12 protein-coding genes are annotated in these 12,992 nt (G+C 60.3%); all 12 read right to left on the reverse strand.

Annotation, left to right across the window (positions count from 1 at the left end; genetic code table 11):
• Positions 1-178: 178 nt before the first annotated feature.
• A complete protein-coding gene (locus B3187_RS04110) occupies positions 179-1,084 on the reverse strand; it encodes a chemotaxis protein CheW (RefSeq protein ID WP_414673669.1) in 906 nt (301 codons plus the stop codon).
• Positions 1,081-1,887 (reverse strand): ParA family protein, encoded by an 807-nt coding sequence (locus tag B3187_RS04115; RefSeq protein WP_024459992.1) that lies wholly within the window; start codon positions 1,885-1,887, stop codon positions 1,081-1,083. Before B3187_RS04115 ends, B3187_RS04110 begins: the two co-directional genes overlap by 4 nt.
• Positions 1,888-2,033: 146 nt before the next feature.
• Positions 2,034-3,017, reverse strand: coding sequence for a flagellar motor protein MotD (gene motD, locus B3187_RS04120; RefSeq protein ID WP_123637229.1), 984 nt, complete (start codon positions 3,015-3,017; stop codon positions 2,034-2,036).
• Positions 3,018-3,026: 9 nt separating this feature from the next.
• Complete coding sequence (locus B3187_RS04125) at positions 3,027-3,770, reverse strand: flagellar motor protein (RefSeq protein WP_286804701.1); 744 nt, start codon at positions 3,768-3,770, stop codon at positions 3,027-3,029.
• 1 nt (position 3,771) lies between these two features.
• Positions 3,772-4,845: a protein-glutamate methylesterase/protein-glutamine glutaminase gene (locus tag B3187_RS04130; protein WP_286804702.1), complete on the reverse strand. Its 1,074-nt coding sequence runs from the start codon at positions 4,843-4,845 to the stop codon at positions 3,772-3,774.
• Positions 4,846-4,913: 68 nt separating this feature from the next.
• Positions 4,914-7,217, reverse strand: a complete 2,304-nt coding sequence (locus B3187_RS04135; RefSeq protein ID WP_286804703.1) for a chemotaxis protein CheA — start codon at positions 7,215-7,217, stop codon at positions 4,914-4,916.
• A 110-nt stretch (positions 7,218-7,327) separates the two neighbouring features.
• Positions 7,328-8,128 (reverse strand): protein phosphatase CheZ, encoded by an 801-nt coding sequence (locus tag B3187_RS04140; RefSeq protein ID WP_286804704.1) that lies wholly within the window; start codon positions 8,126-8,128, stop codon positions 7,328-7,330.
• A gap of 56 nt (positions 8,129-8,184) precedes the next feature.
• Positions 8,185-8,568, reverse strand: a complete 384-nt coding sequence (cheY, locus tag B3187_RS04145; RefSeq protein ID WP_024459986.1) for a chemotaxis response regulator CheY — start codon at positions 8,566-8,568, stop codon at positions 8,185-8,187.
• A gap of 134 nt (positions 8,569-8,702) precedes the next feature.
• Positions 8,703-9,425 (reverse strand): RNA polymerase sigma factor FliA, encoded by a 723-nt coding sequence (locus B3187_RS04150; protein WP_286876047.1) that lies wholly within the window; start codon positions 9,423-9,425, stop codon positions 8,703-8,705.
• Positions 9,426-9,469: 44 nt separating this feature from the next.
• Positions 9,470-10,294, reverse strand: a complete 825-nt coding sequence (locus B3187_RS04155) for a MinD/ParA family protein (RefSeq protein WP_024459984.1) — start codon at positions 10,292-10,294, stop codon at positions 9,470-9,472.
• A gap of 47 nt (positions 10,295-10,341) precedes the next feature.
• Positions 10,342-11,790, reverse strand: coding sequence for a flagellar biosynthesis protein FlhF (flhF, locus tag B3187_RS04160; RefSeq protein WP_286804707.1), 1,449 nt, complete (start codon positions 11,788-11,790; stop codon positions 10,342-10,344).
• 81 nt (positions 11,791-11,871) lie between these two features.
• The coding region (locus B3187_RS04165; protein ID WP_286804709.1) for an FHIPEP family type III secretion protein at positions 11,872-12,992 on the reverse strand (1,121 nt) is incomplete at its 5' end.

Genomic DNA, 12,992 nt, shown 5'->3' on the forward strand with positions numbered 1-12,992 from the left:
AGGTCACCCACTGCAGAACCTGATCATCCCCATCTTTGTTCTTCCTGCTGCTTTTTGTCTCAGTCGCCATACATCAAATCCTCAATCATTCTTACTTTTCGTCATTATGCATTGAAACGCACTATAGCTGATATCACGTCGGTTCGCTGCGCGTTTCCGGCACTTCGCGACGGACACCTCAGGCCCGTTTGCGATCCGCCTCCATCAGCAACTGGCCGATACGCGGAATATCCAGTAGCGCGCACATGTGTTCTTTAACCGTTCCCGCCAACCAGGGACGCCGGCTGCGTTCGGTGCGCCACTTGACATCCTCTGGGTCCAGGCTGATGGGCTGGTTGACCGAATCCACGGCCAACCCCCAAGGCACTCCGTCGATAGAGATCACATACTCGGCGGTTTCAATAAACCGCTCGTCATAGCGCTCCGGCATGACAAACCGCGCCGTGTTGACCGTGCGTATTTTGCCGGTCGGAGTCGGCAGCAGCCCCATAAACCAGTCCGCCTGTCCGAACAGCGGTGTCAGCTCATCGGTCAGCGGCTGAATCTGTCCCAGGGCGATCAGCGGCACCGCCAGGGTCAAACCCGACACTTTGAACAACAGCACATCGAACCGCTCCTGAGCCCAGGCGGGACGTCCGTTGGCCAGCCATTCGACGTCTTTCAAGCGGAATTGTCCGACTTCCGGCTCGGGCATCAAGTCCGGTGCTGCAGAGGATGGCACCGTTTCAGCAGTATCAGCTTTGGGAACCAGCGGTTCGGCCAACTTGACCCGAGGTTCTGGCGTCGTCCTCGCCTCTGGAGCGTCGGTTGTAGGTTCGATGGTCGGCGCGGACACCTCGGGCTTGAGTTTGGGCTCGACCACGACCGGCTGCGCAATACTGTGCGATTGAGCGGGCCGGGTCGGCGTTTGCACAGAGGCTGTGCTGCTGGCTTTCAGGGGCGTGGCAGCGCTGTATAGCAACTTCTGCAGCCGCTCGCGCTGCTCCTCCACCGGATCGGCATAGGGAGGCTCTTCCGGCACCGTCAGCAGATCATCTAAATAGGCCTGCAAAAGCCCCTGCGGATCCTTTGACATCCGGCTCATGTCGCACTCCCTGCGGCAACACTGGCCGTCGAGGGCTCTTTCTTCAACAACCACTTGTACAGGGACCGATAAGCGTCCACACCCCGACTGTCCGGCTCGAACAGGTGTGGCGGCACGCCCGCCTTACTGGCGTCCCGAAACTTGGTGTCGACCGGAATCATTCCGGGCCAGACCTGAGTCGGGTAGGTATTGCGGATGGTCAGCAGGCTGCTGACCGAAGCCTGAGTACGGCGATCGAACATCACCGGCACCACATGGTATTCCAGCGGCCGCTTTCGAGACCGACTCATCATCTCCAGGGTATTCACCATCCGCTCCAACCCTTTCAGCGCCAGAAACTCGGTCTGCACCGGCATTACCAGGCGGTGGGCAGCGGCGAGCGCATTGATCATCAGCACCCCGAGCAAGGGCGGGGTGTCCACCAGCACCAGATCATAGTCGTCATACACCTGAGCCAGGGCGCGGGTCAGCACCAGCCCCATACCCTCCTGTCCAACCGCATGGCGCTCCAGTGTCGCCAGTGCCGTAGCCGAGGGCAACAGGTCCAGGTTATCGAAATCGGTTTTCTGGATCAGCTGTTTGACCCGCTCGGGATACAGCTGTTTGCGCTCTTCAAACAACGTAAATACGCTGCTGCGCGCCGTGTCAGGATCTTGACGGAAATAGGTGCTCAGAGAACCGTGCGGATCCAGGTCCAGCAGCAATACGCGCCGACCCTGCTCGGCGGCAAGGCCGCCCAGGGCCACGGTGGTGGTGGTCTTGCCGACCCCGCCTTTCTGATTGGCAATGCTCCAGACGCGCAACAGATGCGATCCTCGTTATCGATGGCCTGATCGGTTAACAGCGCAAAGCGCCAAAATTCCGCAGGCCAATCCGGTTTACGTTACGTTGAACCAGGATTAAGCAACAGACATACCATTCGAGCGGGTACTATCCATTCAAACTGGGGCTATCGCTGCCGTGGCAAATCCGGGTCACTACTGAAGAGCAGACCCCCGCCCTCCAACTGCACCGGCTCGACCGGTGCGGCGGATTCCCCACTGTCGCCCGAAGAGCTATCGGCCTCCGGAGCGGATTCTTGAGGTGCACCCTCCGGGCCGGCCTCGCGCGGCGGCAGGATTCCGCTTTCCGCCCCGTTTCCATCCAGCGCTGCACTCGGGCGCGGCATCGCTTCGCGGGCAATCATCAAGGCAACCCGGCGGTTCTGGGCTCGCCCCTGCGGTGTGTCGTTGTCCGCACTGGGCTGGTGCTCCCCGTACCCCACGGCCGACAAACGCTGCGCCGAGACACCGGCTCCAGACAGCAATTTGACAATGGCACTGGCCCGCGCGGCGGACAACTCCCAGTTACTGGGGTAGCGAAGATTGCGGATGGGCTGGTTGTCCGTATGTCCCTCCACCTGAATCGGGTTGTCATACTCGGCCAACAGACGGGCCATTTCCGCGAAAATATCCCGAGCCTGGCCACTGAGCTCGGCGCTGCCCGACTCAAACAGAATACTGTCTCGCAGCTCGACCTGCAGCCAGTATTCATTGGCATACACTTCCAGCAGGTCATCGCCAATCAGATCGGAAAAACGCTCGCTGATACGTTCCGCCAGTTCTCCCAGCTCACCCAGGCCCTCTTCGCCCGCAAGGCCCCCGGATTCGCCCAGCATTGGGTGTTCGGTATCTCCGCGATCGTCGCCCCGAATATCGATAGCACTGGCTGACGGTGAGCGCGAAGGCTGGCCCACCTGAATGGGCTGGACCGCGCGGGCCGGCTCAAAGGCCTCCATCAGGGTATCTGACAGCACCCGGTATTTGCTCTCATTGACCTGAGAGATGGAGTACATCACCACAAAAAACGCAAACAGCAGCGTAATGAAATCCGCGTAGGACACCAGCCAGCGCTCGTGATTCACGTGCAGTTCTGTGGGGCGACGGCGCGGCATGGGCAACCTCTACTTGTGCAGGTAGCCGTTGAGTTTCATTTCAATGGAGCGCGGGTTCTCGCCATCAGCAATGGCAATGATGCCCTCGATCATCAGTTCCCGGTAATGGGAGCGCTCATTGATACACATCTTGAGTTTGTTGGCGATGGGCAACAAAAACAGATTGGCGAGCGCGACCCCGTAGATGGTCGCCACAAACGCCACGGCGATACCCGGACCGAGCTGTTCGGGATCGGCAAGGTTGCGCATCACATGGATCAACCCCATGACCGCGCCGATGATGCCAATCGTGGGCGAATAGCCACCCATACTTTCATAGAAGCGCACGGCGTCCTGATCACGCTGCTCGCTGAGCACCAGTTCGTTTTCCATGACCCGGCGGATCACGTCCGGCTCGCTGCCATCGACCATCAGTTGCAGGCCCTTGCGCGCAAAGGGATCTTTTTCGTGGTCGGCGATTTCCTCCAGTCCGAGCAGGCCCTGTTTGCGAGCTGTTATCGACCAGCGCACAATCTGGTCAATACCACCGCGAAACGCATTGACCGGAGGCCGAAAAATCCACGGGAAAATCTGCAGCGCACGCTTGAGGTGGACCTTGGGGGTCTGGAGCATGGCCGCCCCCAGAGTGCCACCCATCACGATCACGGCAGCGGGGCCATTGAGTAGAGAAGAGAGGCTGCCGCCCTCAGCAAAGTTGCCGCCAATCAGCGCTGCGAAGCCAATGATGACACCGAGTATGCTGAGGATATCCATGTCAGCAGACCTCACGCACGAGTCTGGGGCCAATGTCTTTCAGGCTGAGCACTTTATCCGACAATCCGGCTTTGGCTACCGCCATGGGCATACCGTAAATCACGCAACTGGCTTCATCCTGTGACCAGATGCTCGAGCCGGCATTTTTGAGCATGCGAGCCCCCTCCCGACCATCAGCCCCCATCCCGGTCAGGACCACGCCCAGCACTTTGTTCCCGTAGTGCTTGGCGGCCGAGCCGAAGGTGATATCCAGTGAGGGTTTGTAGGTCATGCGCTCGTCTTCGACGATGCGTAGCCCGCCCCGGGCATCCAGCATCATCTGCTTTCCTCCGGGTGCCAGCAACGCTACCCCCGGTTGCAAGGTATCCCCTTCTTGCGCCTCGCGCACCTGAATCTGACATTGGCGATTCAGCCGTTCGGCGAAGGCGCGGGTAAAGTTCTCCGGCATATGCTGCACCAGAACAATGGGCAGCGGGAAAGTGGCGGGCAGGTTGACCAATACATCGGTGAGCGCCACCGGCCCACCGGTCGAGGCGCCGATAACCAACAACTTATAGCTACCACGAGGGCGCGCCGGCGTCTGCGGCTCCCGGGCAACCGGTTTTTCCGTGGGTTTTTCCACCGGTCTGGCGGGTTGCAGGCGAGTTGCCTCGCGCGAGGCGGACGCGGAGGCGCGGGCCTGCCGACCGAGGGTCAGCAGGCGTTCGTGCAGTTTATCCCGCAGCCCCTGAGCATTGCGGGACACTTCCCCAAAATCCTTGGGCATAAAGTCCATGGCACCGGCCGCCAGCGCGTCCAGGGTAATGCGCGCGCCCTCATAGGTGAGGGACGAGAACATCAGAATCGGGACGGGCCGGTCCGCCATGATATGGCGCACGGCGGTAATGCCGTCCATCTCCGGCATTTCGAAATCCATAGTGACCAGGTCCGGGCGCAGGGAGCGGGCCAGCTCCACCGCCTCACGGCCGTTGGTCGCGGTTCCCACGACCGAGAGATCCGGGTGTTGATCGATCATTTCTTTCAGTCGCTGACGAAAGAAGTTCGAATCATCTACGATTAACACCCTCAATGGCATTATTGCTTACTCCAGCCTGTTCAGTACGTCCGCTCCTCTTCGTCGGGGAGCACAGAGTTCAATCGGGATTATACGCCGCCCGCGTAGCGCTTGAGCAACCCCGGAATATCGAGGATTAATGCCATGGTGCCATCGCCAGTGATGGTGGCACCGGCCATTCCGGGGGTGCCCTGAAGCATTTTGCCCAGGGGTTTGATCACCACCTCTTCCTGCCCGATCAGTTGATCGACCACAAAGCCCACCATGCGGGTACCAATGGCAACTATGACCACATGTGCCTCACGCTCCCGGGCCTTACGCGGTCCGGTGATCAGCCAGTCTTTCAGGTAGAAAACCGGAATGGCCCGATCGCGGATGGTCACGCACTCCTGGCCGTCCACGGTGTGGGTTTTGGACATATCCATGTGAAAAATTTCCTGCACGCTGGCCAGCGGTAAAGCGAAGGCCTGCTCTGCCAGCATCACCATCAGCGTCGGCATGATCGCCAGGGTCAGCGGCACTTTGATGTTCAGCCGGGTGCCCTCACCCTTGGTGGACTGGATTTCGATGGTGCCGTTGAGCTGGGTGATCTTGGTCTTGACCACATCCATCCCCACACCCCGACCGGACACATCGGAAATTTCTTTCTTGGTAGAGAACCCGGGGGCAAAAATGAGGTTGAATGCTTCGGTGTCCGAGAGGCGATTGGCGCTGTCCCGATCCATGACTCCCTTCTCCACGGCGATGTCCCGCAGTTTGTCAGGGTCCATGCCCGCGCCGTCGTCGGTGATCGACAGCAGGATGTGATCGCCCTCCTGCTCAGCCGCCAGAACGACTTTACCAGTGCGTGGTTTTCCATTCGCCTCGCGCAGGTCGGGCAATTCGATACCGTGGTCCACTGAGTTGCGCACCAGGTGAACCAGAGGATCGGACAGCGCCTCAACCAGGTTTTTATCCAGGTCGGTGTCCTCCCCCACCAGCTCCAGATTCACTTCTTTTTTCAGGTTGCGCGCCAGATCCCGCACTACCCGAGGGAAGCGGCCGAACACTTTTTTGATCGGCTGCATCCGGGTTTTCATCACGGAGGTCTGCAGGTCGGCGGTTACCACGTCGAGATTGGAGACCGCTTTGGCCAGGGATTCGTTTTCAATATCGTCACCCAGCCGCACCAGGCGATTGCGCACCAATACCAGCTCGCCCACCATGTTCATGATTTCGTCGAGACGCTGGGTATCGACCCTCACGGTAGTTTCGGCCGGCGCCGGACCACCGTCCCGATCGGCCGGCTTGCCGGAGGGTCGAGACGCCGGCGGCTTCTTGCCATCGCCCGCGCCACCTCCGGCCGGTGCGGCGGGAGCGGGTGAAGCGGCTTTTGGAGCCGACGGGGCGCTATCGGGTTTTGCCGCAGCACTGGTATCCGGCTTTCCGGAGGCGTCAGGTTGCTTGCGGGTTGGCCCCTGCCCTTTGCCATGGAGCTCATCGAGCAGCGACTCGAACTCATCGTCACTGATCAGATCATTGTTGGACGAATTGCCCGATGCGGATTTACCACTTTCTGCGGGCGCTTGGGCTGGTTCAGACGGCTCTGGCGCCGCAGACTTTGCCGTTGTGCCGGTCCCCGGGCCCTTGCCCTTACCGTGTAACTGATCCAACAGCGCTTCGAATTCATCGTCATCGATTTCATCGCTGTCTGAAGCGGGGGCTTCGGAGGATGGTTTGGCCGGCTGACTCGCACCCGGGCCTTTGCCTTTACCGTGCAGCTCATCCAGCAAGGCTTCAAACTCGTCTTCCTGAATGACATCACCCTGCTCTGGCGACGGCTTCGAGTCGGATCCGCTTTTGGCGGGCGCGGCACCGGGCTCATCGGCAATGGCATCCAGCAGCTGCTCAAACTCGTCGTCGGTAATATCACCCTGGGCTTTGGGTGTGTCGTTACCCACCGGCTCACCGGACCCGTGGCTCTGATCACTTTCTGAGGTGGTATCGGCGCCACCGTCAATCGGCTCGCCGTTCACCAGCCGCTGCAGGGTGTCGATCAACTGAGGATCGGCCGACGACATGTCTTCCCGTTGCGACACTTCCGCAAACTGCTGGTTGATGGTATCGAGCGACTGCAGCACCACGTCCATCAACTCGGAAGTCACCTGGCGCTGGCCGTTGCGCAACACATCGAACAGGTTCTCGGTCACATGGCAACACTCCACCATGGGATCGAGCTGGAGAAACCCAGCCCCACCCTTGACGGTATGAAAACCACGGAAAATCGCGTTGAGCAAATCAGCGTCGTCGGGGCGCTGCTCCAGCTCGACCAGCTGCTCGGAGAGCTTCTCCAGTATTTCGCCTGCTTCGACCAGGAAGTCCTGGAGAATTTCTTCGTCGTCACCGAACCCCATTCAGCGCTCCTATCAAACCTATCTCACCGGTTATTGTCATCGGGTGGTCGCCCCTGGCTGACCACCCTGGCGCGCATTGCGCCTGCGGGTGAACCCTGTTCCGACCCAGGTCAGAAACCCAGGCTCGACAGCAAATCGTCCACTTCGTCCTGACTGGATACCACGTCAGCCCGTTCGCTGGCGTTCATCTGCGGCCCCTCTCCGGAGCTCTGTTCACGTTTTTTCACTGCCGCTTCTTCACTATCGGCCTCGGGCACAAAACCTGTAACATCTTCCACCTGGGCGGCAATCCGGACCAGGCTGACAAGGTCCTGCTCCACATCATTGATCAGCCCGATCACCCGCTTGAGCACCTGACCGGTCAAGTCCTGAAATCCCTGTTCGAGCACAATCTCCTGCAGGTTACGACCGATGGTCTCGGTGCCGGTCACCATCTGCCCCAGAAAATCGTCCATCCGGTGGTACAGCTCGCGAAACTCATCCGGACTCATTTCGCGGCGCTTCAGCCGGGCCCACTCCTCTTTCAGAGAGCCGGCTTCCTGCCCGAGATTGGTGGCGATGGGCGCCGACTCGTCCACCATATCCATGGTTTTTTCGGCGGCCTGCTGAGTCAGGTCAATGACGTAGTTCAGACGGTTGGAGGCGTCCCGAATTTCGGAGTTTTTGATATCGGGCGGTTCGGAGCTGAGGTCACCATCAACGTTGAAGTTGACGATGGCATCGTGCAGCCCGCGCGTCAGACGCCCGACGGACTGGAAAATATGCCGGTCGCGCACTTCGGTGATCGCGTGAATCAGCTGGGAGGCCTCTTCATACTGGTCTCCCTGAAGCTTGTCGACCAGCAGCTTGGCGCACTCTTTCAGCTCGGAGATGAACTCGTCGTTTTCATGCAACTGGGATGTTGAAGCCATGAATAAGCCTTATTGTCGCTATGGGCCGGCGCCCCAAGACACCGACGGCGCGCGGTTTAACCGACGCGTTCAAAAATTTTCTCGATCTTTTCCTTGAGCGCCGCAGCGGTAAACGGTTTGACCACGTACCCGTTCACACCGGCCTGAGCGGCTTCAATAATCTGATCGCGCTTGGCTTCAGCGGTCACCATCAGAACCGGCAATGCATGCAGCTTCTCGTCCTCGCGCACCGCGCGCAGCAGATCGATGCCGGTCATACCGGGCATGTTCCAATCGGTCACCAGGAAGTCAAAGTCGCCGCTGCGCAGCATCGGCAAGGCGGTTACCCCGTCGTCAGCCTCGTGGGTATTGCTGAACCCCAGGTCTCTGAGCAGGTTCTTAATAATCCGTCGCATTGTCGAGAAATCGTCGACAATCAGGATCTTCATGTTTTTATCCAATGCAACCTCCGTCTACTCTGGCGGGAGTCTGGTTTCAAGAATGGGAAGTAGCGCCACAGGGCGCCCACCACACCGGTGAAATTGGTATTCTAGCAAGGCCGTGCCCGGCAAAGTACCCACAAACCTCTGGCGCGTCAATCATTACCCTGCCAGTCGGCCAGCCGGGTTCTCAGGCGCAGGGCGGCCTGGCTGTGGATCTGGCTGACCCGGGATTCGCTGACCCCGAGGACCTGCCCGATCTCCTTCAGGTTAAGCTCTTCATCGTAATAGAGCGCCAACACCAGCTTTTCCCGCTCCGGTAGTTGGGTTATCGCCTGCGCAAGGGATTGCTTTAGCGCCGTGCGCTGAATTCCGTCCAGGGGGCTGGCGTGCTCGGAGCCTGGGCCCGCCATATGCTGACTGGTGTCGTCATCGCCGAAGGTCTCTTCGTAGCTGAACAACCGGCTGGCACTGGCATCCCGCAGCATATCGAAATACTCATCCAGCTCAATACCCAGCTCGTCGGCCACTTCGGCATCCTGGGCATCCCGACCAGTACGCCCTTCCACAGTACCAATAGCCTCGCTAATCCGCCGGGCGTTCCGGTGCACCGAGCGCGGCGCCCAGTCGCCCCGGCGCATTTCGTCCACGATGGCACCGCGAATGCGGATACCGGCGTAGGTTTCAAAGCTGGCCCCCTTGGAAGCATCATACTTCTGAGAGGCTTCAATCAGGCCGATCATGCCGGCCTGGATCAGGTCGTCAACCTGCACACAGGCAGGCATGCGCAACATCATGTGATGGGCAATGCGCTTTACCAGGGACGCATAGTCCTCCACCCGTATCTGGTTGCCAAGTTGTCGGGTTTTATCGTACATGGCTAATCCATCGGCTGCGGCCATTGTCAGCTACCTCACACCATCTAGCGACTGTTGGCGACCTGGAGCAGACGCTCGACAAAAAATTCCAGCCGCCCCGTGGGCGCGCTGGGCAGAGGCCACTGATCCACTTCTTTGGCGAGCGTACGAATCGCTTGCGCCGCCTTGCTCTGAGGGGCGAACTCCAGCAGTGACTTTTGTTTCTGTACGGCTTTGCGCACATTTTCGTCAAAGGGAACATGGCCCACATACTGAAGGGTGACATCCAGAAACCGCTCGCACACGCTGTTCAGCTTGTTGAACATCATCTGCCCTTCGCGGGTGGTGCGGGTCATATTCGCCACTACTCGGAAACGTTGCAGACCGTGATCCCGGTTGAGCACCTTGATCAGGGCGTAGGCATCGGTAATGGACGACGGCTCGTCGCACACCACCACCAGTACTTCATTGGCGGCCCGAACGAAGCTCACCACGGTATCGGAGATACCGGCGGCGGTATCCACCACGAGAATATCCACCTGATCACTCAGCTCACTGAAGGCATTGATCAGGCCCGCATGCTCACGGGGCCCGAGCATGGTCATGCGCTGGACGCCCGAGGCGGCGGGGACAATTTTCAGACCGGAGGGGCCGTTAACCAGCACATCCCGAAGCCCCATTTCGCCGTTGAGCACATCGGACAGGGTATGTTTGGCCTTGAGACCGAGCAGCACATCGACATTCGCGAGGCCCAGGTCCGCATCCAGCAGCACCACACGGCGGCGAAGTTCGGCCAAAGCGATACTCAGGTTGACGGAAATATTACTCTTTCCCACACCGCCCTTGCCGCCGGACACTGCTATGACTTGAACCGGACGCATTTGACTCATCTGCCGTTCTACTCCTCACGTTCTTCGACTGACCCTAACAAGGTCGATTATAGGGCCCGGCGGGCGACGGTGGCCGTGGCACCCTGGGGGCGGCGCGCGGCGTCATCGCGCCGACCAACCAGGCTGGCCGCTCGGGTCACCAACTGGTGCGGGCGAGCCACCTGAATATCCCGGGGAATATCCTGACCGTCGGTAGTATAGACGATTGGCACCCCGGCCTGCATGACTACACCCAGTGCCTCACCCAGACTCGCGCTCTCATCGAGCTTACTGAGAATGCAGCCGGTCAGACCCTGACCGCCGTAGGCGTGCACTGAGGCCTTTAACATCGCCGCCTGACTGGTGCTGGGCAGCACCATCAGTGGTTTGACCTGAGGCAGGCGACGGAGTGTGTCGAGCTGCTCGGTCAGCCGGGGATCGCCCTGGCGGAATCCCGCGGTATCAATCAGCACCAGTGCGTGACGGCGCAGACTGTAGAGCACCGACTCCAGGCTGGACTGATCGTCTACCACCCGCAGAGTCACACCGAGGATACGCGCCAGGGAGCGAAGCTGATCATGGCCGCCGATCCGGTGGGTATCCAGGGTCACCAGGGCCACATCCCGGGCACCGTGTTCCATGACATAGCGGGCCGCGAGCTTGCCGATGGTGGTGGTTTTGCCGGCCCCGGTGGGGCCGACCAGTGCGTAGACGCCACCCCGGGAGACCGGGTCGGCGCCGTCAGCCGGCAACTTGCGCGCCAGCTGCGCCAGCGCACCCGTCCAGGCTTGCGCGAGTGGCTGACCGGCCGGGGTGTCGTTGAGAATGGCTTCCGCGGCCTCCGGGGACAACCCCATCCGCTCCAGGCGCCGGCCAATGCTCGCCAGGCCCGGTGCGCGAGCCGCCGGCTTCGGGCCGAGCATCTGTGAGAGCTGCTCTTCGAGCAGATAGCGCATTTCAGCCAATTCCGCCTGCAGGCTATCCAACCGCGGATCGGTGGTTTCCGTGCCCGCCGTACTCACCGGACCCGCGGGCGGCTCATCGTCCCGCAGCGGGTAACGCTCGGCGGCACTGACAAAGCCGGCCGCCCGAGACGTATTCCGTTCAGGCTTGCTCACGCTGACCGGGTCCCGGTCAGTCCCGGCGGATTCAAGCAGAGAGCGCTCCACCCGAATACCCGCATTGACGCGCTGATTCGGTTGAAGAAACTCGCGCGCCGAAGCATCCAGCTCGCGCTGAGCCAGTTGCCGCTGGCGGGCACGCTCGATCGCATCGGCCCGCTGCTGCCCGGTTTCCGACGCGGGTCCGGTCGAGAGTGGCTCGCCTGATTCGGCATTTGCAGCCGGCACAGACCTCTCGGCCGCCTCCGGGAGGGACACCGAGGCCTGAGTGGTCAACAGCTCCACCCCGTCTTTCGTGCGGTTGCTGGAGAGGATGACCGCATCGGGACCCAACTCCTGACGAACCATTTCCAGGGCGCGTCGCATATCCGCCGCGAGAAATCGTTTGACCTGCATCGTTGTACTCCTCGTCAAAAAACGGGCCTGTTAGTTGTTGGACTCGGGCCAGAATCATCAGGGCCCTGAGTCTTGTCCGGGTTACCGGTTGTTGGTCTGACCGGCGCCCACCGTGGCATCAATGGAAATCTGCTTGTTTTCCGGCACTTCGGTGTAGGCCAGAACGTTCATATCCGGCACGCTGTTGCGCGCGAACCGGGCCAGCATATTGCGCAGCGGCGCGGCGACCAGCAGGATCAGCGGTTTACCGGCCACTTCCTGCTTCTGAGCCACCTCCATGAGCGAGCGCTGCAGTCGCTCCGCCAGGCTCGGCTCAATAAAGGCACTGTCGTCCGCGCCAGATTTTTGTGCCTGCTGAAGGGTGTTTAGCAACAACTGTTCCAACTCTGGCTCCAGGGTGATAACCGGCAGCTCCGGCTCTGAACCCACGATGTTCTGGACGATCTGGCGCGAGAGTGCGACCCGGGCGACATTGGTCAAAGCGGCGGGATCTTGACTCTTGCTGCCATTGGCCGCCAATGCTTCGGCAATCGAGCGCATATCCCGGATCGGCACCCGCTCGCGCAGCAGGTTCTGTAGCACCTTGAGCAGCACATTCAGGCTGATGGTGTTGGGGACCAATTCCTCAACCAGCTTGGGCGAGTTTTTCGCCAGCATATCCAGCAGCTTTTGCACATCTTCATGACCGAGTAGCTCCCAGGTATGTTTCTGCAGAATCTGATTCAGGTGGGTGGCGACGACGGTACTGGCATCCACGACGGTGTACCCCAGGGTCTGGGCCTTCTCTTTCTGACTGGCATCAATCCAGACGGCGTCCAGCCCAAAAGCCGGATCCTTGGTTTTGGTGCCGTCGAGCTCGCCAAAAACCTGACCGGGGTTGATCGCCATTTCCCGATCCGGATAGACCTCGGCTTCGGCCAGAGAAACGCCCATCAGGCTGATCCGGTATTTGTTCGGCAGCAGATCCAGGTTGTCCCGAATGTGTACCGAGGGAATCAGAAAACCCATTTCCTGGGAGAGTTTGCGACGCACCCCCTTGATCCGACCGAGCAGCTCGCCGCCCTGCCCCCGATCCACCAATGGGATCAGGCGGTAGCCCACCTCCAGCCCGATAATATCGACAGGCTGCACATCATCCCAGTCCAGCTCCGCCGATTCTTTGGCGGGCGGCAGAGAAGCCTGTCCGGGGTTTGGCGCCGACG

The sequence above is a fragment of the Marinimicrobium sp. UBA4209 genome, from assembly GCF_002381585.1.
GTDB classification, from domain to species: Bacteria; Pseudomonadota; Gammaproteobacteria; order Pseudomonadales; family Cellvibrionaceae; genus Marinimicrobium; species Marinimicrobium koreense.

What these genes read in the sequence shown, in the direction of transcription:
- B3187_RS04110 (WP_414673669.1), bottom strand. Translation starts at nt 1,084, where the DNA reads ATGAGCCGGATGTCAAAGGATCCGCAGGGGCTTTTGCAGGCCTATTTA.
- motD (WP_123637229.1), bottom strand. Translation starts at nt 3,017, where the DNA reads ATGCCGCGCCGTCGCCCCACAGAACTGCACGTGAATCACGAGCGCTGG.
- B3187_RS04125 (WP_286804701.1), bottom strand. Translation starts at nt 3,770, where the DNA reads ATGGATATCCTCAGCATACTCGGTGTCATCATTGGCTTCGCAGCGCTG.
- B3187_RS04130 (WP_286804702.1), bottom strand. Translation starts at nt 4,845, where the DNA reads ATGCCATTGAGGGTGTTAATCGTAGATGATTCGAACTTCTTTCGTCAG.
- B3187_RS04135 (WP_286804703.1), bottom strand. Translation starts at nt 7,217, where the DNA reads ATGGGGTTCGGTGACGACGAAGAAATTCTCCAGGACTTCCTGGTCGAA.
- B3187_RS04140 (WP_286804704.1), bottom strand. Translation starts at nt 8,128, where the DNA reads ATGGCTTCAACATCCCAGTTGCATGAAAACGACGAGTTCATCTCCGAG.
- B3187_RS04150 (WP_286876047.1), bottom strand. Translation starts at nt 9,425, where the DNA reads ATGTACGATAAAACCCGACAACTTGGCAACCAGATACGGGTGGAGGAC.
- B3187_RS04155 (WP_024459984.1), bottom strand. Translation starts at nt 10,294, where the DNA reads ATGAGTCAAATGCGTCCGGTTCAAGTCATAGCAGTGTCCGGCGGCAAG.
- flhF (WP_286804707.1), bottom strand. Translation starts at nt 11,790, where the DNA reads ATGCAGGTCAAACGATTTCTCGCGGCGGATATGCGACGCGCCCTGGAA.